Source organism: Sphingobium sp. AntQ-1 (genome assembly GCF_028538045.1).
In the GTDB taxonomy this organism is placed as follows: Bacteria; Pseudomonadota; Alphaproteobacteria; order Sphingomonadales; family Sphingomonadaceae; genus Sphingobium; species Sphingobium cupriresistens.
The window spans coordinates 1,326,146-1,350,000 of the sequence record NZ_CP117158.1 but is presented as its reverse complement, the minus strand read 5'-3'; the positions used below and the strand labels follow the sequence as shown (position 1 = coordinate 1,350,000).

The 23,855-nt window shown below is 63.4% G+C and carries 21 protein-coding genes, 1 tRNA gene, 2 rRNA genes and 2 pseudogenes (1 of these 26 cut by a window edge); 14 read left to right on the top strand and 12 right to left on the bottom strand.

Translation table 11 applies throughout. The features are described 5' to 3' along the window. The 3 genes from sphantq_RS06655 to sphantq_RS06645 all read left to right on the top strand — a co-directional run. Positions 1-2,290, top strand: a 23S ribosomal RNA gene (locus tag sphantq_RS06655) (it extends 517 nt beyond the left edge of the window). Positions 2,291-2,489: 199 nt separating this feature from the next. Next, positions 2,490-2,604, top strand: a 5S ribosomal RNA gene (rrf, locus tag sphantq_RS06650). 184 nt (positions 2,605-2,788) lie between these two features. Beyond that, positions 2,789-2,865 (top strand) — tRNA-Met (locus sphantq_RS06645). Between the two features lie 441 nt (positions 2,866-3,306). On the opposite strand, the gene sphantq_RS06640 is transcribed toward sphantq_RS06645, so the two are convergent. After that, a complete protein-coding gene (locus sphantq_RS06640; RefSeq protein ID WP_066604732.1) occupies positions 3,307-3,933 on the bottom strand; it encodes a c-type cytochrome in 627 nt (208 codons plus the stop codon). 185 nt (positions 3,934-4,118) lie between these two features. On the opposite strand from sphantq_RS06640, the gene sphantq_RS06635 reads away from it, so the two are divergent. The 7 genes from sphantq_RS06635 (at position 4,119) to sphantq_RS06605 (ending at position 9,108) form a co-directional block, all read left to right on the top strand. Next, entirely contained in the window at positions 4,119-5,009 is an 891-nt protein-coding gene (locus sphantq_RS06635; protein ID WP_066604729.1) for a prephenate dehydratase, read from the top strand. A 202-nt stretch (positions 5,010-5,211) separates the two neighbouring features. Beyond that, positions 5,212-5,940, top strand: a complete 729-nt coding sequence (locus sphantq_RS06630) for a sterol desaturase family protein (protein WP_066604727.1) — start codon at positions 5,212-5,214, stop codon at positions 5,938-5,940. Between the two features lie 23 nt (positions 5,941-5,963). Then, positions 5,964-6,371, top strand: a complete 408-nt coding sequence (locus tag sphantq_RS06625) for a DUF2141 domain-containing protein (RefSeq protein ID WP_066604726.1) — start codon at positions 5,964-5,966, stop codon at positions 6,369-6,371. 73 nt (positions 6,372-6,444) lie between these two features. Beyond that, entirely contained in the window at positions 6,445-7,293 is an 849-nt protein-coding gene (locus tag sphantq_RS06620; RefSeq protein WP_272799879.1) for a MipA/OmpV family protein, read from the top strand. A gap of 96 nt (positions 7,294-7,389) precedes the next feature. Next, positions 7,390-8,301, top strand: a complete 912-nt coding sequence (locus sphantq_RS06615; protein ID WP_129925832.1) for a tetratricopeptide repeat protein — start codon at positions 7,390-7,392, stop codon at positions 8,299-8,301. A gap of 5 nt (positions 8,302-8,306) precedes the next feature. Continuing rightward, positions 8,307-8,921 (top strand): LON peptidase substrate-binding domain-containing protein, encoded by a 615-nt coding sequence (locus sphantq_RS06610; protein WP_066604716.1) that lies wholly within the window; start codon positions 8,307-8,309, stop codon positions 8,919-8,921. Beyond that, positions 8,899-9,108 carry a Trm112 family protein gene (locus sphantq_RS06605; protein WP_272799878.1) on the top strand — a complete coding sequence of 70 codons (210 nt, stop codon included), beginning with the start codon at positions 8,899-8,901 and terminating at the stop codon, positions 9,106-9,108. Before sphantq_RS06610 ends, sphantq_RS06605 begins: the two co-directional genes overlap by 23 nt. Positions 9,109-9,218: 110 nt before the next feature. On the opposite strand, the gene sphantq_RS06600 is transcribed toward sphantq_RS06605, so the two are convergent. From sphantq_RS06600 to sphantq_RS06555, 10 genes and pseudogenes are all read right to left on the bottom strand, one after another. Beyond that, positions 9,219-9,668: a RidA family protein gene (locus sphantq_RS06600; protein ID WP_129925834.1), complete on the bottom strand. Its 450-nt coding sequence runs from the start codon at positions 9,666-9,668 to the stop codon at positions 9,219-9,221. Positions 9,669-9,686: 18 nt separating this feature from the next. Continuing rightward, positions 9,687-10,949 carry an aminotransferase class V-fold PLP-dependent enzyme gene (locus sphantq_RS06595; protein WP_272799877.1) on the bottom strand — a complete coding sequence of 421 codons (1,263 nt, stop codon included), beginning with the start codon at positions 10,947-10,949 and terminating at the stop codon, positions 9,687-9,689. Further along, positions 10,946-12,079: an aminotransferase class I/II-fold pyridoxal phosphate-dependent enzyme gene (locus sphantq_RS06590; RefSeq protein ID WP_272799876.1), complete on the bottom strand. Its 1,134-nt coding sequence runs from the start codon at positions 12,077-12,079 to the stop codon at positions 10,946-10,948. Before sphantq_RS06590 ends, sphantq_RS06595 begins: the two co-directional genes overlap by 4 nt. Beyond that, the gene (locus sphantq_RS06585) at positions 12,076-12,480 is read right to left on the bottom strand and encodes a c-type cytochrome (protein ID WP_272799875.1); all 405 of its coding nucleotides are present in this window, start codon (positions 12,478-12,480) and stop codon (positions 12,076-12,078) included. The genes sphantq_RS06590 and sphantq_RS06585 overlap by 4 nt, the downstream gene beginning before the upstream one ends. A 1-nt stretch (position 12,481) precedes the next feature. Then, positions 12,482-14,068, bottom strand: coding sequence for a flavin monoamine oxidase family protein (locus sphantq_RS06580; protein ID WP_272799874.1), 1,587 nt, complete (start codon positions 14,066-14,068; stop codon positions 12,482-12,484). Between the two features lie 23 nt (positions 14,069-14,091). After that, the gene (locus sphantq_RS06575) at positions 14,092-14,574 is read right to left on the bottom strand and encodes a RidA family protein (protein ID WP_129925839.1); all 483 of its coding nucleotides are present in this window, start codon (positions 14,572-14,574) and stop codon (positions 14,092-14,094) included. A gap of 76 nt (positions 14,575-14,650) precedes the next feature. After that, a pseudogene (locus tag sphantq_RS06570) lies at positions 14,651-16,546 on the bottom strand (TonB-dependent receptor domain-containing protein); the annotation flags it as partial. 139 nt (positions 16,547-16,685) lie between these two features. Then, a protein-coding gene (locus sphantq_RS06565; RefSeq protein WP_443021536.1) for an IS3 family transposase occupies positions 16,686-17,824 on the bottom strand; the annotation gives its coding sequence in 2 pieces (ribosomal slippage) (positions 16,686-17,555 and positions 17,558-17,824; 1,137 coding nt in all). An 84-nt stretch (positions 17,825-17,908) separates the two neighbouring features. Next, positions 17,909-18,589: pseudogene (locus sphantq_RS06560) on the bottom strand (TonB-dependent receptor plug domain-containing protein); the annotation flags it as partial. A 250-nt stretch (positions 18,590-18,839) separates the two neighbouring features. Next, complete coding sequence (locus tag sphantq_RS06555; protein WP_066604692.1) at positions 18,840-19,436, bottom strand: TlpA family protein disulfide reductase; 597 nt, start codon at positions 19,434-19,436, stop codon at positions 18,840-18,842. 43 nt (positions 19,437-19,479) lie between these two features. On the opposite strand from sphantq_RS06555, the gene argH reads away from it, so the two are divergent. The 4 genes from argH to sphantq_RS06535 are packed head-to-tail and all read left to right on the top strand — an operon-like array spanning position 19,480 to position 23,152. Beyond that, positions 19,480-20,847: an argininosuccinate lyase gene (argH, locus tag sphantq_RS06550; protein WP_066604684.1), complete on the top strand. Its 1,368-nt coding sequence runs from the start codon at positions 19,480-19,482 to the stop codon at positions 20,845-20,847. After that, positions 20,847-21,104 (top strand): argininosuccinate lyase, encoded by a 258-nt coding sequence (locus sphantq_RS06545; RefSeq protein ID WP_066604682.1) that lies wholly within the window; start codon positions 20,847-20,849, stop codon positions 21,102-21,104. Before argH ends, sphantq_RS06545 begins: the two co-directional genes overlap by 1 nt. Before the next feature lie 18 nt (positions 21,105-21,122). Beyond that, the gene (gene lysA / locus sphantq_RS06540; RefSeq protein WP_272799872.1) at positions 21,123-22,388 is read left to right on the top strand and encodes a diaminopimelate decarboxylase; all 1,266 of its coding nucleotides are present in this window, start codon (positions 21,123-21,125) and stop codon (positions 22,386-22,388) included. Beyond that, the gene (locus sphantq_RS06535; RefSeq protein WP_272799871.1) at positions 22,388-23,152 is read left to right on the top strand and encodes a precorrin-2 dehydrogenase/sirohydrochlorin ferrochelatase family protein; all 765 of its coding nucleotides are present in this window, start codon (positions 22,388-22,390) and stop codon (positions 23,150-23,152) included. The genes lysA and sphantq_RS06535 overlap by 1 nt, the downstream gene beginning before the upstream one ends. On the opposite strand, the gene sphantq_RS06530 is transcribed toward sphantq_RS06535, so the two are convergent. Beyond that, positions 23,143-23,766 (bottom strand): response regulator transcription factor, encoded by a 624-nt coding sequence (locus tag sphantq_RS06530; protein ID WP_066604675.1) that lies wholly within the window; start codon positions 23,764-23,766, stop codon positions 23,143-23,145. The two genes, sphantq_RS06535 and sphantq_RS06530, sit on opposite strands and share 10 nt — an antisense overlap. Between the last annotated feature and the right edge of the window lie 89 nt (positions 23,767-23,855).

The window sequence follows — 23,855 nt, the reverse complement described above, 5'->3', positions numbered from 1 at the left end:
TGAAAAGCACCCCGATGAGGGGAGTGAAACAGTACCTGAAACCGGATGCCTACAAGCAGTGGGAGGGTCCTTGAGACCTGACCGCGTACCTCTTGCATAATGGGTCTGTGACTTAGTGTATCAAGCAAGCTTAAGCCGTTAGGTGTAGGCGCAGCGAAAGCGAGTCTGAACAGGGCGACCATAGTTTGATGCATTAGACCCGAAACCCGGCGATCTATGCATGACCAGGTTGAAGGTGCGGTAACACGCACTGGAGGACCGAACCGTTCAATGTTGAAAAATTGTCGGATGAGTTGTGCTTAGGGGTGAAAGGCCAATCAAGCCGGGAAATAGCTGGTTCTCCGCGAAATCTATTGAGGTAGAGCGTCGGATGATTGCCGTTGGGGGTAGAGCACTGGATGGTTGCGGGGGTCGCGAGATCTACCAACACTAACCAAACTCCGAATACCAACGAGTCTAGTCCGGCAGACAGACGGCGGGTGCTAAGGTCCGTCGTCAAAAGGGAAACAGCCCTAACCTACAGCTAAGGTCCCCAAGTCATCACTAAGTGGGAAAGCATGTGGGATTTCCAAAACAACCAGGAGGTTGGCTTAGAAGCAGCCATCCTTTAAAGAAAGCGTAACAGCTCACTGGTCTAAACAAGAGATCCTGCGGCGAAGATGTAACGGGGCTAAAGTGATGCACCGAAGCTTAGGGTTTGGATCTTTGATCCAAGCGGTAGCGGAGCGTTCCGTAGGCCGTTGAAGCGGGAGGGTAACCGACCGTGGAGGTATCGGAAGTGCGAATGCAGACATGAGTAGCGATTAACAGTGTGAGATGCACTGTCGCCGAAATTCCAAGGGTTCCTGCTTAAAGCTAATCTGAGCAGGGTAAGCCGGCCCCTAAGACGAGCCCGAAGGGGGTAGTCGATGGGAACCACGTTAATATTCGTGGGCCTGGAGGTGTGTGACGGATGGCGTAAATGGTCTGGGCTTATTGGATTGCTCCAGGCTGTGAAGTTGTCCCAGGAAATAGCCCCTCCGTATAGACCGTACCCTAAACCGACACAGGTGGAATGGTAGAGTATACCAAGGCGTTTGAGAGAAGTATCCTGAAGGAACTCGGCAAATTGCCTCCGTACCTTCGGAAGAAGGAGGCCCCACATAAGCGCAAGCTCTTGTGGGGGGCACAGGCCAGGGGGTAGCGACTGTTTAGCAAAAACACAGGGCTCTGCTAAGTCGGCTTCAAGACGACGTATAGGGCCTGACGCCTGCCCGGTGCCTGAAGGTTAAGAGGAGGAGTGCAAGCTCTGAATTGAAGCCCAGGTAAACGGCGGCCGTAACTATAACGGTCCTAAGGTAGCGAAATTCCTTGTCGGGTAAGTTCCGACCTGCACGAATGGCGTAACGACTTCCCCACTGTCTCCAGGATATGCTCAGCGAAATTGAATTCTCCGTGAAGATGCGGAGTACCCGCGGTTAGACGGAAAGACCCCGTGCACCTTTACTGCAACTTCAGAGTGGCATTAGGAAAGAGCTGTGTAGCATAGGTGGGAGGCTTTGAAGCATCGACGCCAGTTGATGTGGAGCCATAGGTGAAATACCACCCTGCTGTTTTCTGATGTCTAACCTCGTACCGTTATCCGGTACAGGGACCCTCTGTGGTGGGTAGTTTGACTGGGGCGGTCGCCTCCTAAAGAGTAACGGAGGCGCGCGATGGTGGGCTCAGGACGGTTGGAAACCGTCTGTTAGAGTGCAATGGCATAAGCCCGCCTGACTGCGAGACTGACAAGTCGAGCAGAGACGAAAGTCGGTCATAGTGATCCGGTGGTCCCTCGTGGAAGGGCCATCGCTCAACGGATAAAAGGTACGCCGGGGATAACAGGCTGATGATTCCCAAGAGCTCATATCGACGGAATCGTTTGGCACCTCGATGTCGGCTCATCACATCCTGGGGCTGGAGCAGGTCCCAAGGGTTTGGCTGTTCGCCAATTAAAGTGGTACGTGAGCTGGGTTCAGAACGTCGCGAGACAGTTTGGTCCCTATCTGCCGTGGGCGTCGAAATTTGAGAGGAGTTGACCCTAGTACGAGAGGACCGGGTTGAACATACCTCTGGTGTACCAGTCGTTCCGCCAGGAGCGCAGCTGGGTAGCTATGTATGGACGGGATAACCGCTGAAAGCATCTAAGCGGGAAGCCTCCCTCAAGATAAGATTTCTCAGGACGGTCGAAGACCACGACCTTGATAGATCGGATGTGGAAGTGCGGTAACGCATGAAGCTAACCGATACTAATTGTCCTATTCGCGCTTAAACGGTTCACTTGTGAACCGCAGAGTCCCACCATCAACGACAATGCTGGAAACAGCAAAGCTCGGCGATCGCAGGTTGTTAAGCCAGCCCAGATATACGCTTACAAAACATACACCAAACGCGGCTGTTGCCGTGTTTGGCAAGCAAATACTCATGTGCACGGCATCGATCAAAAACCCATATATGCGCCAGCTTCATTGCTTGGTGACCATAGCGTCTGTGACCCACCCGATCCCATCCCGAACTCGGCCGTGAAACCAGTCTGCGCCGATGGTACTATTGCTCAAGCACTGGAAGAGTAGGGCGTCGCCAGGCATTGAAGCTCGCGCATATATCGGACAAACATAAAACCCATTCATAAGTCTCATAAAAGGGCGACCCAAAAGGTCGCCCTTTTACCGTTGGTGACGCGGGATGAAGCAGCCCGCCGTCAGACCGCAAAAGCGGGATGACAAGCAAAAATGCTTCGCAGGCTGCAAAACGCAGCCCATGTTGGTGACGCGGGATGGAGCAGCCCGGTAGCTCGTCAGGCTCATAACCTGAAGGTCGCAGGTTCAAATCCTGCTCCCGCAACCAACATATTCTGCAAAGCGCTTCCGGAATGGCCGCCAGCGCTTTTTCCTGCGTGATGACCAACGGAACTTCGCGACAGGCCGCGCAAGCCACTGGCCACAAAACAGCTTCCGCCCCGCGCCATAATCCTGCCGGCGTCAGCCGGTCAGTCATTCAGTTGCGGCAACGTCTGCTACCCACTCTTTTTGTCATTCCCGCGCAGGCGGGAGCCTGTCTCCCAACCTTTGACACGGTGCAAAGGCGGGATGTCGGTGAAGAGTCGCGCTCCTCTCCGCCACCCCGCTTGCGCGGAGATGACGGCATAGGAGTGGGGTGTCTGCAACCTACGCACATCGGCCATCACATTATGCGGCAGGGTCGCTTCGCTGCGGACGCAACCAGCCCCAAACGAGAAAGGGCGCGGCAATCAGCGCCGCGCCCTTTCTCGTTGCTCTGTGACGCCGCTTATTCGCTGGCGTTGGCCGCGTTCGCTGCGGGGGCTTCCGTCGCATTGGCGGCATTGCCGGCTTCGGCGGCGTTGGCGCCTTCCGCTGCGGCAGGCGCGGCGTCGGCTGCGGGCAGCGGCAGGTTGGACCCCTGCGTGTTGAGCCAGGCGATCAGGTTGGCGCGATCGGCCGGATTGCCGAGCCCTGCAAAGGTCATCTTGGTGCCGGGCGCGAATTCACGCGGGCTTTTCAGCCAGTGATCGAGATTGTCGAAGCTCCATTCGCCGCCTTTGCTCTTGAGCGCGTCGGAGAAGGCGAAGCCGCCCTTGCCCTGGCCGATCGATTCGCCGACCGTGGCGTAGAGATTGGGACCGATGCCGTTGGCGCCGCCCTGGTTCACGGTGTGGCAGGCGGCGCATTTGGCGAACACCTTCTCACCGGCCGCGACGTCCGCGCTGGCCAGCAGGGTGTTGAGGCCAGGGCCGGTGTCGCCGCCCTCGCCCTCGGCTTCGACGCCTTCGATCGCGTAGCCCATCTTTTCGGGGCGTTCGTCATGGAAATATTTGGAACTGACGATCGCGCCACCCAGCGCGATGATCCCCGCAAACAAAGCCCAGCCCGCCACGGTGTTGAAACGATCGCCCATTTCGCTCGATTTCCCTTGCGCTTCTGTTCTGGCGGCTGTCTTCCGCGCCCCCTCTTGTGGGCTGCCATAATGGCGGACACGCCACCATGCAAGCCGGGTTGGCACGGTAAATCGCCCTTTGCGTGCGCGGACGCCGCGGCGATGCTTGCGTGGGGGCAGGTGAAACCCTAAGCGCGCAGCCAGTCATGGAAAATTATCCCGCCCCCGCCCGCGCGATCGTCGCACAACTCGCGCAAAAGGCCGCCGCCGACCCGGCGCGCGCCGTCGCCTATCAGGGCGCGCCCGGCGCCAATTCGCATCTGGCCGCATTGGGCTATGCGCCCGATTGCGTGCCGCTGCCCTGCTTCGCGTTCGAGGATGCGATCGACGCGGTGCGGAACGGGCTGGCGGCGCGGGCGATTATTCCGATTGAAAACAGCCTGCACGGGCGAGTGGCGGACATGCATTTCCTGCTGCCCGAATCGGGGCTGAGCATCGTCGACGAATATTTCCTGCGTATCCGGCATTGCCTGATGGCGCCCGACGACAGCCCGGTAAAGAGCGCGATCAGCCATCCGCAGGCGCTGGGCCAGTGCCGCCATTATCTGCGCGAGCGCGGTATCCAGCCGGTCGCCTATGCCGATACGGCGGGCGCGGCGGCGCTGGTGGCGGAGACGCGCACGCCGGGCGAAGGGGCGATTGCGCCCTATCTGGCGGCGGAACTCTATGGGCTGCGCCTGATTGCCGAGAATATCGAGGATAGCGACGACAATATGACCCGCTTCCTGGTGCTGGCGCAGGAGGGCAGGATGCCGGTCGCCCATGTCGGGCCGGTGATGACGACATTCCTGTTCGAGGTGAAGAATGTGCCCGCCGCACTCTACAAGGCGATGGGCGGCTTTGCGACCAACGGGGTCAATATGACCAAGCTGGAAAGCTACCAGCGCGGAGCCAGTTTCGCCGCGACGGAGTTTTTCTGCGATATCGAGGGGATGCCGGGCGATCCGGCGGTGGACCGGGCTTTGGCGGAGCTGGAGTTCCACACCAAGTGGGTGCGGCAGTTGGGCAGCTATCGGCAGGCGCGGCCGCGGACTTAGGGTTGGCCGATATTCCGCCCATATGGGCCTGCAAGGCGCGCTTTTCTGCGCTCCGGCGCTCACGTACTTTAAGTATGCTGCGTCGGAACGAGGCGCGTGACTCGTTCCGAGCTACTCGAAAGTCACGCTTTTCGGCTCCATCTGGACGAAATCTCGACCAACCCTATTCGTCACCTATCAAGAAGTCTGTATAGCGCTCCCCATGGTCGCAGCCATCCTTCTGTCCGCCCTGGCGATGAGCGTCATTGTCGGCGTCCGCTATCTGCTGGCGAGCGGCGGGTTTGCGCTGGCGACGCGGATTCGCCAGCCGGGGCTGTATCGCGGGCTGGAAAAGCAGATGGGGCGGGAGATCGGCTGGTCGCTGGCGTCCGCGCTGATCTATGGCGCGCCCGCCGGCGTGGTGGCCTGGGGCTGGCAGGAGCGAGGCTGGACGCGCATCTACAGCGACGTGCGGGATTTTCCGCTGTGGTGGCTGCCGCTGTCGGTGCTGCTATATCTGGCCGCGCACGACACATGGTTTTACTGGACGCATCGCTGGATGCACCGGCCCAAGCTATTCCGCATCGCCCATGCGGTGCATCATGCCAGCCGACCGCCGACCGCCTGGGCGGCGATGAGTTTCCATCCCTGGGAGGCGCTGACCGGGGCGGTGGTGATCCCGGCTCTGGTGTTCCTGATTCCCATCCATGTCGGCGCGCTGGGATGCGTGCTGACAATCATGACGATCATGGGGGTGAGCAACCATATGGGATGGGAGATGTTCCCCCGGTGGATGGTGCGCGGGCCGATGGGCGGGTGGTTGATAACCGCCACCCATCATCAGCGGCATCATGACCAGTATAATTGTAATTACGGGCTATATTTCCGCGTTTGGGACCGCCTGTGCGGCACCGATAAGGGGCTGGGCGATTTCAAGAAGGTGGGTGCGTGAGGCGGTTGGGAGCGCTATTGTTCATGGCCATTGCAGGATCGGGTGCAGGGGCAGCGGGGCAGCCCCAGGCGCTCAGCATGACGTTGGAGGGGCTGCGATCGACCAGAGGGCAGATATTGGTGTGCGTCACCCGATCGGCCGCGTATTTCCCAGATTGCGCCAAAGACCCTGACAAGCGGCATTTCGCGGTGCCGGTGAAGAGCGGGCCGATCCCGCTTGGCACGGTCGCGCCGGGCGATTATGCGATCGCCATCGTCCATGATGAAAATGGCAATGGCAAGCTGGACACATTCATGGGCATCCCGCGCGAGGGTGTGGGCTTTTCGCGCAATCCGGTGCTGCGTTTCGGCGCGCCGAGCTTTGGTTCGGCCAGTTTTCCGGTCGCGGGCGCGCCGGTGGAGCAGGCGATCAGGCTCAAATATTTCCTCTGAAACAGAGGGCGGGAACCTGTAACCCCCTCAAAACATTCTTAGGTCCAAACGCAGTTTTACGAATAGGGCCATCATGCATTTTTTCCGCAGCCGACTGGCCGCGACGATCGTCGCGGCCCTGCCCCTTTGCGGCCCCGCCATGGCGCAGGAGGAGGAACAGCACAGCATGTTGACCATCGGCGCGGGGGCGGCGGTCATCCCCAGCTATGAAGGGGCCGATGAATATCGCGTGATGCCGATCGTGCAGGCGCGCGGCAAGGTGCGTGACTTCGCTTTCTGGACCCGTGGCACGGCGCTCTATGTCGATGCTATCCCCGATCCGACCGGCACAGGCTTTGACTTCGAACTTGGCCCGGTGGTCAATGTCCGGTTGGACCGCACCAGCCGCAAGGGGATCAAGGACGACGCCGTGCGGTTGCTGGGCAAGCGCGACATAGCGGTGGAGGTCGGCGGCTTCGTCGGCATCGGCAAGACCGGGGTCATCACCAGCGATTATGACAATCTCGCCGCGCGGGTCGCGGTGACCAAGGATGTCGCGGGCGCGCATGGCGGCGCCGTCATCACGCCCACGATCGAATATTACACGCCGCTGTCGATGACGAGTTTTGTCGGCGCGTCGGTGTCGGCGGATTATGTCGGCAAAAAATATGGCCGCACTTATTTCGACATCACGCCGCAGGAGAGCCTGGCGAGCGGGCTGGCGGTCTATGACCGGGCCGGGCGCGGATCGGGCTTCAAGCGGTTGAACGTCAACCTTTCGGCCGGCAAGTCGTTGTCGGGCGACCTGCGCAAGGGCTGGGCCGTGTTCGGTGTCGCGGGCTATGCGCGGGTGCTAGGCAAATATGCGGATTCGCCCATCGTGGCGGACGTGGGGTCGCGCAACCAGTGGGTCGGCGCGATCGGCGTGGGCTACACCTTCTGATCCTTTCCCGCATCCGTCTTGTCCCAAAGGGGTGACGCCCCACATAAGGCGCGGTATGACGGCGGCGCATGACCGCATGGACAGGAGAAATGAAGCGTGGCGACCCTGGGATTGAGCGAGGCCGACAAGGCGGCCGTGGAGGCGTTTCGCCAGGATGTGGTGGAGCCTTCGCGCACGCAGTTGGTGATCGTCGATTTCTGGGCCGAATGGTGCGGCCCGTGCAAGCAACTGGCCCCGGTGATCGAGAAGGTCTGCGCCGACTATGCGGCCAAGGGCGTCAAGCTGGTCAAGGTCAATGTCGATGAGAATGGCTTCATCGCGAGCCAGTTTCGCGTGCAGTCGATCCCGACCGTCTATGCCGTGTTCCAGGGCCAGCCGGTCGCGGACCTCACTCAGGCGCGAACCGAAGGGCAACTCAAGCAATATCTCGATCAGTTGCTGTCGCAATTGCCGATCGAATCGGATGAGAAGGCGCAGTTGCAGGAAATCGCGCCGCTGATCGCCATGGGCGAGGAGGTGCTGGCGGCGGGCGATGCGGAGCGCGCTTTGTCGGTGTTCGGCCAGATCGCCGAGATGGTGCCCGACAATGTCGAGGTGGCGTCCGGTCTGGCGCGGGCGCTGGTGGCGCTGGGGCGGCTGGACGAGGCGGAAGCGGTGCTGGATGCGCTGCCGGCCGATGTCGCCAGAAATGTCGCGATCGATCAGGCGCGCGCGGCGATCGCGCTGGCGCGGGACGTGAAGCCGGTCGCCGACCTGTCGAGCGTGCAGGCGAAGGTGGAGGCCGATCCCGACGATCATGAGGCGCGGTTCGAACTGGCCGGCGGGCTGATGGCCAATGGCGACCGCGATGGTGCGGCCGACGCGCTGCTGGAGATCGTGCGGCGCGACCGGGCCTGGAACGACGGCGCGGCGCGGGCGCAGTTGCTGACCATATTCGACGCGGTGGGGCTGGAAGATCCGTGGGTGTCGGCGCAGCGGCGCAAACTCTCCCAGATCCTGTTTTCGTAACCGCCATGCCACTGGCGCGCGTCTCAATCTTTCCATTGTCCGGCGCGCTGCTGTTGCCGGGGATGGACCTGCCGCTGCATATTTTCGAGCCGCGATACCGCGCGCTGATCCATGACGCGATGGCGCGCGACCGGCGGATCGGCATGATACAGCCGCGCGGAACCGGCACCGTACCGCCATTGTTCGATATGGGCTGTTTGGGTCATGTCAGTCAGATCGAAGCTTTGGAGGATGGGCGGTTCAATATCGTGCTGACCGGCCTGGCGCGGTTCCGGCTGGTGCGCGAATTGCAGGTGCCGACGCAATTTCGACAGATCGAGGCCGATGTCGAGCAGGCGCCGCAGGAAGATGAGGTGCTGCACATGGCGGAGCGGGCGGCGCTGGAGCAGGAATCGCGGCGCTTCGCCGATGCGCTGGGCTATGTGGTGGACTGGACCGCGGTGTCGCAACTGGACGATACCGCGCTGGTCAATGGCATCGCGCAGATCGTGCCGTTCGACCCGGCGGCCAAGCAGACATTGCTGGAGGCGGATACGCTGTCCGAACGGTCGGAGCGGATCATCCAGCTGATGCAGATCGTCGGCCGGATCGAGCGCGATGGCGGGGCGACGATGCAATGAGCGGGCTGTGAGCGAAATTGCGCCGATTAATCCCTGGTTGCTGGAGAAGCTGGTCTGCCCGGTGACGCGGACGCCGTTGCGGTGGGATGCGGCGCGCAGCGCGCTGGTGTCGGACGCGGCGGGACTGGCCTTTCCGGTGCGCGATGGCGTGCCGGTGCTGGTGGTGCGGGAGGCTGTGGCACTTTGACCGTCTCACCCTTTTCCCGCTAGACCTCTTGGAGAGGTAGAGGCCACCTGTCTCAAGGTCGGGTGTTATCGAAAGCCCCCACCCCAACCCCTCCCCTGAAGGGGAGGGATTTAAGATTTGAACGCGGCGATGCATTCCACCTCTAGCGGCGCGCCCAGCGCCAGGCCGTCGGCGCCGAAGGCGCTGCGGGTGGGAAGGCGTTTGCCTTCGAAATAGGGGAGATAGGCGGCGTTGAAGCGCGGCCAGTCGGCCATGTCGTCCAGCATGACCGTGCATTTGACGACATGGCCGAAATCCAGGCCATTGCTCGCCAATATCTTGCCGATCGAATCCATCGCCCCCTTCACCGCGGCGTCGAAGCCTTCCTTATGCTTGTCCATGCCTTCGGGCGCCTGACCGATCTGGCCGGACATGAAGAGAAGGTCGCCGACCCGGATCGACGGCGAAAAGGGGAGCTTGGCGGGCAGGGCTTGCGGCGCGGCGGCGGGCTGGGCCAGCGCGGGTTGGGCGAAGGCGGGTGCGGCGGCCAGCAGCAGGGCGGTGGCGAGAAGGTGCTTCATAAGTCTCTCCCTAAGATGTCAGGCGCGGGGTAGCGCGGCAAGCAGGCGGTCGACATCCGCCCTGTCGTTGAAGATCGACGGCGCGATGCGGAAATGATGGTCGTGCAGCGAAATACGCACCTGCGCCTTGGCCAGTGGGTCGGCGAGGCGGGTTTTCGCGTCGGGCAGCAGGGCGGTCAGCAGCGGCGTTCGCGTGCCGGGCGGGGTGATGAGGCGGTAGCCCTTGGCGGTCAGGCCGTCGCGGAGCGGGGCGATCAGGCTTTGGGCATGAGCCTGGATCGCGGGGACGGTGAGGGTAGCGATATGGTCGAGGCCATGGTCGATCGCGGCGACCACCGCCTGCGCATAGGTGCCGGTGCCGAAATGGCCCAGCGCGCCGGGGCGGATGGCGTAGCTGACCGGTTCATTTCCGGGCGGGTCCATCGGATAGACATGGGTTTGCGGCGGGGACAGGCCGATGCCGGGCGGGGCGCCGGGCGCGGCGAAGCCGTAATAGCCGAAATCGGCCAGCGGCAGGGCGTCCAGCACGCCGCGCCGGGCGTAGAGGAAGCCGAGGCCGAAATCGCCCATCAGCCATTTATAGGTGGCGCAGGCGGCGAAATCGACGCTGCTGGCGTGGAGATCGACCGGGACTGCCCCGGCCGCGTGGATGATGTCGGCATAGACCAGCGCGCCGGCGGCATGGGCGAGGTCGCAGACGGCCTTCAGGTCATGCTGGAAGCCATTATAGGTGGAAACGAGCGAGAGGCTGACCAGCGTCGTGCCGGGGGTGATGGCTTTGGCCATGTCGTCCATCGCGATGCGGCCGTCGCGCGCCTGCACCCAGGCGACATCGACGCCCTGTTTCGCCAGTTCCCGATACATGGGGAAGCCGGCGTAGAAATGCAGCGTGTCGGTGACGACCCGGCCGCCCTTGTGCGGGAAGCCGAGCGCGCGGAGCACGGCCTGTTCGCCCATGGTGGTGGACTGGACCCAGCAAAGTTCGTCCGGGTCGGCGTTCACCAGTCGCGCGAATTTGGCGATGGTGGCGGCGCGGTCCACAGGCCTCAGCGCCGCGGCGGCGGGATCGAGCGTGCGGGCGGCGACATAGGCGTCCATCGCTGCGCGCGCGCCCAGGCTGATCGGGTGGGTAGAGGCGCTGTCGAGATAGGCGATGGGGGTGGCGGCGAAGCTGGATCTGTCCGGCAGGCTGGGCTTGCTGGCGCGGCCCGCCTGCGCCGCTTGCGCCGCCAGTGGGACGGCGATCGCCGCGCCCAGCGCCTGACGGCGGCTGATCGTCATGCCATGACCTTGAGGAAGGCCGCCTTGAACGCCTGCATTTCGGCCGGGCTGCCAAAGGAGACGCGGATCCAGTCGTCCATATGTTTGCGCGGGCCGCCGATGAATATGCCCGCCTGCGCCAGCGCGGCGGTGACGGCGGCGCCGGGGCGGCCGACATGGATCATGGCGAAGCTGGCCTGGCTGGGCAGGTAGCGCAGCCCCCTGGCGTCGAGCCAGCCGAACAGATCGTCGCGCACCGCCTTGTTTTCCGCCTTGCGGGTCGGGAGCAGGGTCGGATCGAGCAGGCTGGCCTCTGCCGCCAGCACGGCCGGCATGGGCGTGATGTTGGTGCCGTAGCGCGCCATGCCGTCGAGCAAATCCTTGCGCCCGGCGATCAGGCCGCAGCGCAGGCCGGCCAGGCCGTAGATTTTCGAAAAGGTGCGGGTGACCAGCAGGTCAGCGCCTTGGGCGACCAGATCGAGGCAGCTTTGGGCGTCGCTGAAATGGATATAGGCTTCGTCCACCAGCAGGATGCTGCCCTTGGGCTTGTTGGCCAGCAGCCAGTCGATATCGGCGCGGGTGGTGGTGAGGCCGGTCGGGTTGTTGGGATTGCAGAGATAATAGACGCCGGCGTCGGGCGCAGCGGCCAGCAGCTTGCGCGGGTCGGCGGCGAAATCGCCCGACAGCGGGGCCGCGACCGAGCGGGTGATGCTGGCATTGTCGAGGCCGAGAAAACCCTGGTCGAAAGTCGGTTCGAAATAGGCGATCGGACGATCAGCGCTGGAATAGCTGAGCGCCACCGAGCGCAGCGGCATGAAGGAGCCGGGGTGGACCTGAACCTGTTCTGGAGCCAGCCCGTTCTGGCGTGCGAACAGGCTTTCGAGCTTCCCGGCAAAGGCCATGCCGTAGCGGCCCGACAGCGGCGGCAGCTTCGCCAGCGCGGCGAGCGCCGCGGGGCAGGGGCCGACCGGATGTTCGTTGCTGTTGATATAGACAGCGTCGGTCAGGCTCGCAGCCATGCCGGCTGGATCGTCGGGCAGGTCGACCTTGCGCCCGCGCTGGGCGAGCGCTGGGGCTGTGCCCGCGACGGTGGCGGCGCCGATTGCGCCGTGCATCAGCATCCGGCGGGATAGGGGGGCGGCGTCGGTCATTCTTCGCTTGCCCGGATGGCGGCGGCGATGCGCTTCACATCGGCTTCGCTGACCGGATCGGCATAGCTGTTGTCGAAATGGGTGCGGACATAGCCGACCACGGCGGCGACCTGGCCGGGGGTAAGCATTTCGGAGAACCAGGGCATCCCGCCCTGGCCCTTCATCACGACGGTGATCGGATAGTCCGCCGAGGCCAGCTTGGCATTATGGGCCAGCGCCGGGACGGTGCCGTCGGGCGACCCCTGCGCATGGTCGAGATGGCAGGCGGCGCAGACCTGCTTATAGACCTGCTCGCCATCGGGCAGCGCCAGCTTGACCGGGCGGCCACCGGGGGAGTCCGCGAGCGCGGGCGCGGCGGCCAGCACCGCCAGCGCGGCGAGACGGAGGAGTCCGCGCTGCATCTCAGGCCGCCTGCGCATGGTCGTGGATCTGGGCGATTGCGTCCATGCCCGACAGGATGGAGCCTTCCATCCAGCCGCCATAGTAACTGGCATGTTCGCCCGCCATCACCACGCGATTGTCGAGCGTGACGAGAGCCTTGTAATGCGCCTTGCGGTTGTCCTCGCTCCAGGCGGAGGTGCAGCCCAATATCCACGGCACCCGGCTCCAGGGCACGGATACGCCGTTCATATATTCCTTGCGATATTGCGGGTGGAAGACCTCGCCCTGTTTCAGCGCGGTTTCGATCCGCTGCTGCGGCGTCATGCCGGCGAGCTGGAAGCCGGCAAGGTCGCGGGCGAAGGCGCCGAGCAGCACGGCAGGGCCGGACCCGAACATCCTGTCATTGGGATAGGAGAGCTGGGTGATCGACTGGTCGGTGAAGCTGTGGCCGCCATAGATATTGTCGTCTTCCTCCCAGAAGCGGCGCTTGAATTCGAGGCCGATCTTGACGTGGCCGCCATAGGGCACCGCCTTCATCGCGGCCTTGAGCGCCGGGGACACCTGCATGTCGACCTGGCTGATGATCGAGAGCGGGATGGTGCAGACGCAATAATCGGCGCTGACATCGTGCATCTGGCCGGTGGCGACATCCTTGTAGCTGACGGTCACGCCCTTGTCGGATTGGGCGACCTTCACCGCCTTGGCGTTGTAGGTGACGATCTTGCCGATCTGCTTCGCGAACGCCTTGCCGATCATGTCCATGCCGCCGACAGGTTGGAACATCGTCGTCTGCATCACATAGCTGAAATAGAAGGACATGGCGGTCCAGACCTGCGGGTCGAGCACGTCCTGGAGCTTGGCGATCTGCGAGGGGGTGGGGGCGCCGTTGCGACCGCCGCCGGGCGCCTGGTCGTAGCCGCGCTGGGCGGAGACCTTGAGGCTGCTGGTATAGGCCAGATTCTTGTCGAGCACGCCCCAGCCGCGCAGCGCCTCCATCAGCTTTTCCTGATCCTCTGCGGACAGCTTGTCGTCCAGCGCCTTGGCGCTGATCGCCTTGGCCAGCAGTTCGGAGGTGTGGCCCTTGAAGTCGGTCGCGACTTCCTTGTAGCGCATCGGCTTGCCGCCAAAGGCTTCGGTCGAATGGATGAAGCCGTTGTGGTTGAGCTGGATGAAGGGCTCCAGCGCGACGCCGAACTGGCGGCAATAATGGAGCAGCGCCTTGTGATGGTGCGGGATGCGCCAGGGGCCGGGATTGAGGTAATTGCCCGCCGCGAACTGCACCTTCTGCACCGTGCCGTCGCTTTCGGTGAACGTATCGCCGCCGCGCAGCGAATAGTTACGGCCGCCGGGGCGATCCTGAAATTCCAGGATTTTGACCGCATAGCCGGCCTTTTGCAGCTCATAGGCGGCGGCCATGCCCGCCAGCCCAGCGCCCAGGATGACGACCGACGCCCCCGGCTTGGCACCGGTCAGGACCGGCGGGCCGGTGAACTGGGTTTCGGCGGCGTGGCCGAGCGCGGTCATCGCCTGATACATGGCGGCGGCGCCGCCGACCTTGCCGATCATGGTCAGGAGGTCGCGGCGGCTGGGCGCGGTGCTGTCGGTCATGATATCCCCCTATTGGAACGCGCTCAGGGCGCCTTGGCGGCGATCGCCTCGATCTCGACCAGTTGTTGCGGCCGGGCGAGGCCGGCGATCTGGAAGGCGGAGCGCGTCGGCAGGTTCGGCTGGTCGGCCGTGCCGAAGAATTTCTTGTACGCGCGGGTCATGCCGTCGCGGTCCATCTTGCCGCCCAGCCTGGGGTCGCCGACCAGGAAGACGGTGAGTTTGACGACGTCGCCCATGGTCAGGCCCATGTCGGCGAGCTGCGCCTTCATCCTGGTGAAGATGGACAGGGTCTGCGCTTCGGTATCGCCGAAGGCGTCCGGGCTTTCCATGTCCTTGGGATCGATCGGCGCGCCGGTGGCGCCGGAGAGATAATAGAGGGTGCTGCCGGGCGGGATGATCGCGGCGCTTGCGATCATGGCGCCGGGCGCCTGCTTATGTTCGACGGTAGCGGCTTGAGCGGAAGGTACGGCCATGGCGGCCAGCAGGAAGGCGAAACGCGCTGTCATGGACAATCCCCCATATGAAGATGGCAAGGAAAAGGGCCGGTCCTTGGCGAACCGGCCCTTGTCTTCGTGACTTCGATCAGAATTTGAAGTCGATGCGCGCGTAATAATAGCCGCCCGCCGATCCATAGGCCCCGTGGCCGTAATAGGAGTTCCAGGTCGTTGTCCCATTTTCATAGGGCGACTGGCCAGGAAGTACGGTCACGCCGGTCAGCAGTTTGGGCTTTTCAGGTCGCTTGTCGAACAGGTTGTTAGCGCCGATCGAGAAGGTCACATTGTCGGTGAAATCATAGCCCATTTCCAGATCGGTGATCCCGGTCGCCTTGACCACGCCATCCCGTTCCTGCGACTGGCCATTGAGCGCGGCCGCCGACAGGGCGGAGCGGACAAGCACGCTGGTCTTGCCGTAGAAGGTTTGACGTAGGTTGGCAGAGAAGGGACCGCTGGAGAAGTTAACGCCAGCGACGACCTTATATTCAGGCGACGCATCCTCGATATAGCTTTCCGAAACGGTGCTGAACAAGGTCGGGTTCTTGTTGTCGGTGATCTTCGTCTTGTTGTAGTTGGCGGTCAGCGACAGGTCGAGCTTGCCGAAATCGAGTGCGATCGGGTAACGGGCCGCGAAATCGATGCCATAGGTTTCGGTGTCGATCAGGTTGGTGAAGCTGGCTACGCCCAGCGTTTGCAGTCCAGTATCCAGCACAAGGCCGGTCGAGGCGATCGCCGCCAATATATCTTCCGCACCCGCCACTGGCAGGCCGCCCTGAATGGCCGGCAGCGACGCGGTGGCCGAAATGCGGTTCTTGATCTTGATATAATAGCCGTCGATGGTGATCGCCAGACGAGGGATCGGCCGCAGTACGATACCGGCCGAGAAGTTGGTCGATTTTTCGGGCTTGAGCGCGTTGAAGCCCAGCAGCATCGCGGCGGGCGAACCGGCCGGAAGCTGAAGAACCGCGCTGGTCGGGCCAACATTGACGGTCGAGTAGAAGGATTCGGCGAGCGTGGGCGCACGGAAGCCAGTGCTGGCCGTGCCGCGGATCGCGAATGCGTCCGAGAAGTCGTAGCGCGTCGTGATCTTGCCGATCTTGGTATCGCCAAAGTCGCTATAATCTTCGTAGCGGCCCGCCAGATCGACGGTCCAGCCATCGACTGGGGTGGCGATCAGATTGATATAGCCGGCCTTCGAACTGCGGCTATGCTTGCCCGCATCGACATCCTTGTAGCCGGGGAAGGACTGGACGCCTTCCTTGTAAGTCGCGGCGAAGTCGCCGGCCACGATTTCATAGGTGTCGCGCCGATATTCGCCGCCAAAGGCGAGGGTCAGCGGCGCGGCCATGCCGACGTCGAATTCCTTGCGGATGTCGAGCGTGTTGGTCAGCTGGCTCAGCTTGAATCCGCCGTCATAGGCGTCGGTCACCGTGTTGGGGGTGACGGTCGAACCCGGCAGCAGAGAGGATTGATAGGATTCGATCCAGAGGGCGCGATGCGCCGATTCGATCGTCCAGATCTTGTTCTGATCATAGCCGTATGTGGTGCTGAGATCATAGTTCCAGCCTTCGCCAAATTCGCCCTTGGCGCCAACGGTGAAACTATATTCCTTCTGTTCCACCTTCTGCTGCGGCACCATGCCGAATGTGCCGGTGTCGCCAAAGCAGGTCGACAGGTCCGTTGCGCTGGCGCAGATGCGGTTGGGTGGGCGATAGCCCTGTTTGGCATAGCCAACGCGACGGGACACGTCGCCGAAGCTGTAGAGTTCGACCCCGCCGAAATCATAGCCCATATTGTAGAAGAGCAAGTTCAACTGCGACTTGGCCTGGCCGCCGTTGATGCCGTTGAGGTCGAGGCCAGCCCAGGCCGGATCATAATAGTTGTTGGTCGACCCGAACTGTCCGGGATAGGTGCCCGCCATATTGACATAAGGATTGCCGTCAATGTCGGCCATGGTGACCTGACCGGTGCCGGTCGAGGTGTAGAGGTGGCCGGGTTTGTCTGAACAGGGATCGGCAATTGTTAAGTGGATCGTCTGCCGGGTTCCTTGCCTTGCCAATACGGGGCGTCATGCAGGGAGGGCGTAGCCCGATCGGAGTGACGCCCCGTATTGGTTGCCAAATTCATGCTGCCATCATTACCGGCAGGTTGTCAAAATACGCCTGATCCGGCGTCCTGGCGGCGAGGCTCGAATGTGGCCTCCTTCCATTGTAAAAGTTCAGATAACGACCGATCGACGCGCGGGCTTCGCTGACCCCGCCGTAGGCCCGGAGGTAAACCTCCTCATATTTGACTGAGCGCCACAGTCGCTCGACAACGACATTGTCGCGCCACGCGCCCCTGCCATCCATGCTTATGGCGATTTTTTCTCGGAGCAGCACGCTGGTGAAGGCCATGCTCGTGAATTGGCTGCCCTGATCGGTATTGAAAATCTCCGGTTTGCCGAAGCGCGCCAATGCTTCTTCCAGAGCCTCGACACAAAAATCGGCTTCCATCGTGATCGACACCCGCCAGGCCAGAACCTTGCGGCTGAACCAGTCCACGATGGCAACGAGATAGACAAAGCCCCTCGCCATCGGAATGTAACTGATGTCGGTCGCCCAGACTTGGTTGGGACGCACGATCGCCAGCTTGCGCAACAAATAGGGATAGATCTTGTGCCCCAGCGCGGGCTTCGATGTGCTCGGGCGGCGGTAGATCGCCTCAATCGCCATCGTCTTCATCAGCGTGCCAACATGCTGGCGGCCGATCTTGAAGCCCTCCTGCCGGAGCAGGTCGCGCAGCATCCGGCTCCCGGCGAATGGAAACTCCAGGTGCAGTTCGTCGATCCGCCGCATGATGGCGAGATCGGCAGGAGGCACCGGTCTGGGCAGATAATAAATGCTGCCCCGGCTGATCCCCAGCTCCCGGGCTTGCCGCGCCAATGGCAGTGCGTGCGAACGGTCGATCATCGTTTTGCGCTCGGCAACAGTCCCGCCTTCCCGAGCGCCCCTGACAAAAAATCGTTCACCAACGTCAGTTCACCGATCTTGGCGTGCAGCGTCTTTACGTCGATCACTGGCTCGGCAGCCTCGCTCCGCGTCTCGCTCCCGAATACACCGGCAGCCCCTTCCAGAAGCTGCCCGCGCCATTGCGTGATCTGGTTCGGATGCACGTCAAACTGCTGCGCCAGCTCCGCCAGCGTCTTCTCGCCCTTCACCGCGGCCAATGCCACCTTCGCTTTGAATGCCGGGCTGTGATTCCGGCGTGGTCGTTTGCTCATCTCTACTCCTGTCACGCGGCCATCCTGGCCGCCGTCAGGCAGAAAATCCACTTATCCCGATGTGCAGTTTTGCTAGGCCACCTCTGTGTAGCTTTGGCGGCGATGGAAGGCGGTAAGGTTGAAATAGCCGTCCTCGCCCAGTTTGAAGCCGACATTGCCCGAAGCGGAGAAGAGTTCGCCTTCGCTGTTATAATATTGGCCGCCGGTGACCTTGAAAGTGCCGCCTTCGGACTGGTCTTTCAGGATCAGGTTGATGGCGCCCGCAATCGCGTCCGTGCCGTACACGGCGGCCGCGCCGTCCTGCAGCACTTCGATGCGCGACACGGCGTCGGGCGGAATGAGGTCGATGGAGGGCGCGGCCGAACCTTGGAACGGGCCTGCGATCACCTGAAGGATGGCCGAACCGTGGCGACGCTTGCCATTGACCATGACCAGCGTGTGGTTGGGGCTGAGGCCGCGCAGGCGAGCCGACAGCGAAAAATTCGACATGTCGGTGCCCTGCGTCTGGGCGGTGAAGGACGGGACCATCTGGGTCAGCGCCTGATTGAGGTTCGGCTGGCCGACATGGCTCAGCGCCTCTTGGCTGAAAACCTGCACCGGCGCGGCGCTGTCGGCCGCCTGCATGCCGACGGCGCGGGTGCCGGTGACGATGATGGCGGCGCCGTCATCGGTCTGCGGTTCCTGCGGCGCGTCCTGCGCGATGGCGCAGACGGACCAGGACGAAGCCAGAATAAGTGAAAGTTTGAGCGCGGACAGTCGCGTCATTCATGCCCCCTGTTTTTGCATTATGATGACAAGGGGGATGACGGACGGGCTGTGGCAATCCTCTATTGCAGTGCAAAAAAATGCACTAAAACGTAATATTTCTCAATTGTTTCCATGGCAAAAGCGATCGAGGATATTGCGGGGATCAGCGAATCGGCAAGTGACAACTGTGCATCGCCGCCACGCCATTTTGCAATCAATTGGCATGGCGGATTTTTGATTCTGCTTCGTTATGGTTTCATTCAGCCGGTCAGGACGCCATGGCCGCGTCGATCAGGGCCTTCGCCTCCGGTCCTTCCCAGTCCATCGCGCCGATCACCCGCACCATTTCCTTCCCCTGTCGATCGTAGATGACGGTGGTGGGCAGCAGGCCGGTGGCATAGTGGAAGCCCAGCTGGTTTTCCGGGTCTGCCCAGCCCTTTAAATGCGGCAGGTCATGTTTGGCGAAAAAGGGCTTGGCCGCCTTAAGTCCCTGATTGTCCTGCGAGATGGTGAGGACGGCGAGGCCCTTGGGACCGTATGTCGCCGCGATCCGGTCCAGCGTGGGCATTTCCGCGATGCAGGGCGCGCACCAGGTCGCCCAGAGATTGACGAGGATCGGCTTGCCGGCGAAATCCTGTAGCGTCCTTTCGCCGCCGTCCGGATTCTGAAAGGCGAAGTCGGGGGCGGGGGCGCCCGCCTTGCTGCGGTCGAGCCGATAGTCGAAGGCGCCCTCCTTCTTCGTCGCGCCGCCTGTCGCCTCTCCCGACGTGGCGGGAACCTCACCGGGGAGGGCGGCATTGGCTTGCTCCTTCGGCGGCGATTGCCTATCGCAAGCCGCCAGAGCGGCAGGCAGGAGCAGTATCATTAGCGCGCGGAATGACGATATCACGGAAGCAGGCTCCAACAGCATGTGGGGCGGCCGGTTCGCCGCCGGCCCGGCATCGATCATGCGTGAGATAAATGCCTCCATCCCCTTCGACAAGCGATTGTGGAAACAGGATATCGCCGGGTCCAAGGCGCATGTCGCGATGCTCGCCACACAGGGCATCGTTGCGCAGGCCGATGCGGACGCGATTGCAGCGGGACTCGACACCATCGCCGCCGAATATGAAGCGAACGGCGTGCCGGTCAATCTGGACCTGGAAGACATCCATATGGTCACCGAGTCGCGGCTGGCCGACCTGATCGGTCCGGTCGCGGGGCGGCTGCATACGGCGCGCAGCCGCAACGACCAGGTGGCGACCGATTTCCGCCTGTGGGTGCGCGACGCGATCGACGAGGTCGAGGCGGGCTTGCTCGGCCTCCAGCGCGCGCTTGTGGCGCGGGCGGAGGAGCAGGCCGACGCGGTGATGCCGGGCTTCACCCATTTGCAATCGGCGCAGCCGGTGACGCTGGGGCATCATCTGATGGCCTATTATGAGATGGTGCGGCGCGACCGCAGCCGCTTCGCCGACGCGCGCGCGCGGCTGAACGAATGTCCGCTGGGCGCGGCGGCGCTGGCGGGCACCGGCTTTCCGACCGATCGTTATGCGACGGCGACGGCGCTGGGTTTCGCCAAGCCGACCGACAACAGCCTGGACAGCGTATCCGACCGCGACTTCGCGCTCGACTATCTGATGGCCGCGACCCAGGCGTCGCTGCACCTGTCGCGGCTGGCCGAGGAGTTCATCATCTGGGCAAGCCAGCCCTTCGGCTTCGTGAAATTGCCCGACGCCTATTCGACCGGCAGTTCGATCATGCCGCAGAAGCGCAACCCCGACGCGGCCGAACTGGTGCGCGGTCATGCCGGGCGAATCATGGGATGCATGACCGCTTTGTGCGTGACGATGAAGGGGCTGCCGCTCGCCTATTCGAAGGATATGCAGGACGACAAGCCGCCGGTGTTCGAGGCGCATGACCTGCTGGCGCTGTCGATCGCGGCGATGACCGGCATGGTCGGGACGGTGACGTTCCGCACCGACCGGATGCGCGGGCTGGCCGAAAGCGGCTTTGCGACCGCGACGGACCTGGCCGACTGGCTGGTGCGTGAAGGGGGCATCCCGTTCCGCGAGGCGCATCATATCACCGGGCGCGCGGTCGCGGCGGCGGAAAGCGCGGGCGTGCCGATGGATCAGTTGCCGATCGCGACGCTCAAAGACATTGATGCGCGGATCGACGAGCGGGTCTATGCGGTGTTGACGGTCGATGCGTCGGTCGCCAGCCGCCAGAGCCATGGCGGCACCGCGCCGTCGCAGGTAAGGGCGCGGATCGCCGAAGCCAAAGAGGTGCTGGGATGATGAAGACACGGACGCTGGCTGGCCTGTCCATGATCGCGCTGGTGCTGGCCGGGTGCGGAGGGCGGCAGCCGTTGAAACCCGTCACCGGGCAGAATGTGGCCGCCGTGCCGGTGGGAGCGGCGACGGCGCCGACATCGACGGAGTTGATGACGCCATCCATCCAGGCGCGGCCGCAGCGCAATGTGGAATTGCTGACGCAATCGCGGCAGCGGGCCGACGATCCGTTCGACCTGCCGCCCGAAAAGCGGCCGCAATAAGCTTTTAAGGACGCGAAGTTGGACCATTTTGACTATGTGAACGGCGCCATGCAGGTGGAGCAGGTGCCGCTGGACGTGATCGCCGATGCGGTCGGCACGCCCGTCTATGTCTATTCCACCGCGACGCTGGAGCGCCATGTCAGCGTGTTCCGCGAAGGGCTGAACGCGCTCGACAACCCGCTGATCGCCTTTGCGGTGAAGGCCAATCCCAATGCCGCCGTGCTGGCGACGCTGGGAAGGCTGGGCCTGGGCGCGGATGTGGTGTCGGGCGGCGAGTTGTTGCGCGCGATCGCGGCGGGTATCCCGGCCGACCGCATCGTTTTTTCGGGCGTGGGCAAGACCGCGCAGGAAATGCGGCTGGCGCTGGAAAAGGGCATCTACCAGTTCAATCTGGAAAGCGAACCGGAAGCCGAGATGCTGTCGGAGGTCGCGCTGTCGATGGGGACGCGCGCGGCCGTAGCCTATCGCATCAATCCCGATGTGGACGCGGGCACCCATGCCAAGATTTCGACCGGAAAATCCGAAAACAAGTTCGGTATTCCCTATGACCGGGCGATTGAATCCTATGCGGCGGCGCGTGATCTGCCCGGCCTGGATGTGCAGGGCGTGGCCGTGCATATCGGCAGCCAACTGACCGACCTGGCCCCGCTGGAGGCGGCCTTCACCAAGGTCGGCGTGCTGATCGAGAAGCTGCGGGCGGCGGGACATGACATTCGCACCGCCGATCTGGGCGGTGGTCTGGGCGTACCCTATGATCCGTCCCAGCCTTTGCCGCCCAGCCCCGCCGATTATGGCGCGATGGTGACGCGGGTGACGCAGGGCTGGCCGGTGCGGTTGATGTTCGAGCCGGGCCGGGTGATCGTGGGCAATGCCGGGGCGCTGCTGTCGCGCGTGGTGCGGGTGAAGCAGGGCGCGCAGGCGCCGTTCGTGATCGTCGATGCGGCGATGAACGACCTGATGCGGCCGAGCCTGTATGACGCCTGGCATGATATCCGCGCGGTGAAGCCTGCGGGGACGCGCGAAACCGCCAATGTGGTGGGGCCGGTGTGCGAGACGGGCGATACCTTCGCCATGCATCGCGACATGGATGTGGTGCAGGCGGGCGACCTGGTCGCCTTCATGACCGCGGGCGCCTATGGCGCGACCATGGCGGGCACCTATAACAGCCGTCCGCTGACGCCCGAAGTGCTGGTGTCGGGCGACCAATGGGCGGTGGTGCGCGCGCGGCCGCCGATCGAGGCGCTGATCGAAGCGGACATCATCCCGGACTGGGTCGGCCACTGATGCAGAGCCTGCCCGTCTTCTTGCGGCTGACGGGTCGGCCGGTGATCCTGACGGGCGAGGGCGAGGCGGCGGACGCCAAGCGCCGGTTGCTGGAGCGGGCGGGTGCAATCGTGGTCGGCGAGAGCGATGCCGAGGCGCGGATCGCGATCGTGGCGGACGGCGACGGGCCGACCGTCGCGCGGCTGCGGGCGCGGGGCGTGCTGGTCAATGCGACCGACATGCCGGATTTGTGCGATTTTACCCTGCCCGCGATCGTGGATCGCGATCCGGTGTTGATCGCGATCGGCACGGGCGGGGCGTCGGCGGGGCTAGCCAAGGCGTTGCGGCAACGGCTGGAGGCGATGCTGCCGGCGCGGCTGGGCGACCTGGCGACGGCGCTGTTTGCTGGGCGGGCGGCGATCCGGGCGCGCTGGCCGGACGCGGGTGCGCGGCGGCGGGCGATCGATGCGGGGCTGGTCCCTGGCGGGCCGATCGATCCGCTGCGCGACGGGGCGGCCGATGGCGTGCCGGGCTGGCTGGCGGCGGAGGGCGCGCAAACGCCATCGCGGCTGGAGGTGATCCGGCTGTCGTCGGGCGATCCCGACGAGCTGACATTACGGGCAGCGCGGTTGCTGGGGGAAGCGGACCGGGTCTATCATCAACCGGCGGTGCCGGCGGGCCCGTTGAACCGGGCGCGGGCGGATGCGGCGCGGATCACGGCCGATGCGCCGCCGGCCGATCCGGGCGATGGCCTTTCGCTATGGCTGGAGATGGATCAGCCCTGAGCGGCGTGAAGCCGTTCGACCTCGTCATGCAGCGCCTGGATCGACGAGACGAGGCGGGCGCGGTCGATCTGCATTTCGCGCAGCGCTTCGCGGGTTTCGCCCAGTTCCACCGCGCGGCGGGCGATGCGGGCGTCGAGGTCGGCATTATGGCGGGTGAGCGCGCCGACCTGTTCCGCGCGCTGGCACAGATGGCGCAGGCGGGCGTCGAGCACATCGAAATCGAAGGGTTTGACGACATGGTCGTCGGCTCCGGCGGCCAGCGCCTCCACCGTGGACTGGCTGTCGAGCCGCCCGGCGATCATGACGAAACAGGCGTTGCCGGCCAGATTGGCGGCGCGTATCTTTTGCATCGTGGCGACGGCAGGCAGCATCGTCAGGCCCATGTCGATCAGGATGATGTCGACCGGCCGAGTGACAAGCAGATTAAGTGCGATGAAGCCGTTTTCGGCCAGCGCCACGTCATAATTGAGATGCGACAGGCGGCGGGCGACGACGGCGCGCGCGGTGGGATTTTCATCGACCAACAGCAGACGCAGGCGGCGCAGGGATCGCGCGGTTTCGGGCGCGCCCTCCAGTTCGCCATGGCGGATACGGTTGCGCTTGAAGATCGGCATGTCGTCCCACTTTTCCCGATTCTGGCCTGACGGAAGGATAAGAAGCGCCGCCGAAGAAATGGTTAACGTGCCGATATGCGATCAATGCG

Bases quoted from the DNA above. Each gene is read 5' to 3' on its own strand.
- sphantq_RS06640 (WP_066604732.1), bottom strand. From the start codon at position 3,933: ATGGGCGATCGTTTCAACACCGTGGCGGGCTGGGCTTTGTTTGCGGGG.
- sphantq_RS06635 (WP_066604729.1), top strand. From the start codon at position 4,119: ATGGAAAATTATCCCGCCCCCGCCCGCGCGATCGTCGCACAACTCGCG.
- sphantq_RS06630 (WP_066604727.1), top strand. From the start codon at position 5,212: ATGGTCGCAGCCATCCTTCTGTCCGCCCTGGCGATGAGCGTCATTGTC.
- sphantq_RS06625 (WP_066604726.1), top strand. From the start codon at position 5,964: ATGGCCATTGCAGGATCGGGTGCAGGGGCAGCGGGGCAGCCCCAGGCG.
- sphantq_RS06620 (WP_272799879.1), top strand. From the start codon at position 6,445: ATGCATTTTTTCCGCAGCCGACTGGCCGCGACGATCGTCGCGGCCCTG.
- sphantq_RS06610 (WP_066604716.1), top strand. From the start codon at position 8,307: ATGCCACTGGCGCGCGTCTCAATCTTTCCATTGTCCGGCGCGCTGCTG.
- sphantq_RS06605 (WP_272799878.1), top strand. From the start codon at position 8,899: ATGGCGGGGCGACGATGCAATGAGCGGGCTGTGAGCGAAATTGCGCCG.
- sphantq_RS06600 (WP_129925834.1), bottom strand. From the start codon at position 9,668: ATGAAGCACCTTCTCGCCACCGCCCTGCTGCTGGCCGCCGCACCCGCC.
- sphantq_RS06595 (WP_272799877.1), bottom strand. From the start codon at position 10,949: ATGACGATCAGCCGCCGTCAGGCGCTGGGCGCGGCGATCGCCGTCCCA.
- sphantq_RS06590 (WP_272799876.1), bottom strand. From the start codon at position 12,079: ATGACCGACGCCGCCCCCCTATCCCGCCGGATGCTGATGCACGGCGCA.
- sphantq_RS06585 (WP_272799875.1), bottom strand. From the start codon at position 12,480: ATGCAGCGCGGACTCCTCCGTCTCGCCGCGCTGGCGGTGCTGGCCGCC.
- sphantq_RS06580 (WP_272799874.1), bottom strand. From the start codon at position 14,068: ATGACCGACAGCACCGCGCCCAGCCGCCGCGACCTCCTGACCATGATC.
- sphantq_RS06575 (WP_129925839.1), bottom strand. From the start codon at position 14,574: ATGACAGCGCGTTTCGCCTTCCTGCTGGCCGCCATGGCCGTACCTTCC.
- sphantq_RS06555 (WP_066604692.1), bottom strand. From the start codon at position 19,436: ATGATACTGCTCCTGCCTGCCGCTCTGGCGGCTTGCGATAGGCAATCG.
- argH (WP_066604684.1), top strand. From the start codon at position 19,480: ATGTGGGGCGGCCGGTTCGCCGCCGGCCCGGCATCGATCATGCGTGAG.
- sphantq_RS06545 (WP_066604682.1), top strand. From the start codon at position 20,847: ATGAAGACACGGACGCTGGCTGGCCTGTCCATGATCGCGCTGGTGCTG.
- sphantq_RS06535 (WP_272799871.1), top strand. From the start codon at position 22,388: ATGCAGAGCCTGCCCGTCTTCTTGCGGCTGACGGGTCGGCCGGTGATC.
- sphantq_RS06530 (WP_066604675.1), bottom strand. From the start codon at position 23,766: ATGCCGATCTTCAAGCGCAACCGTATCCGCCATGGCGAACTGGAGGGC.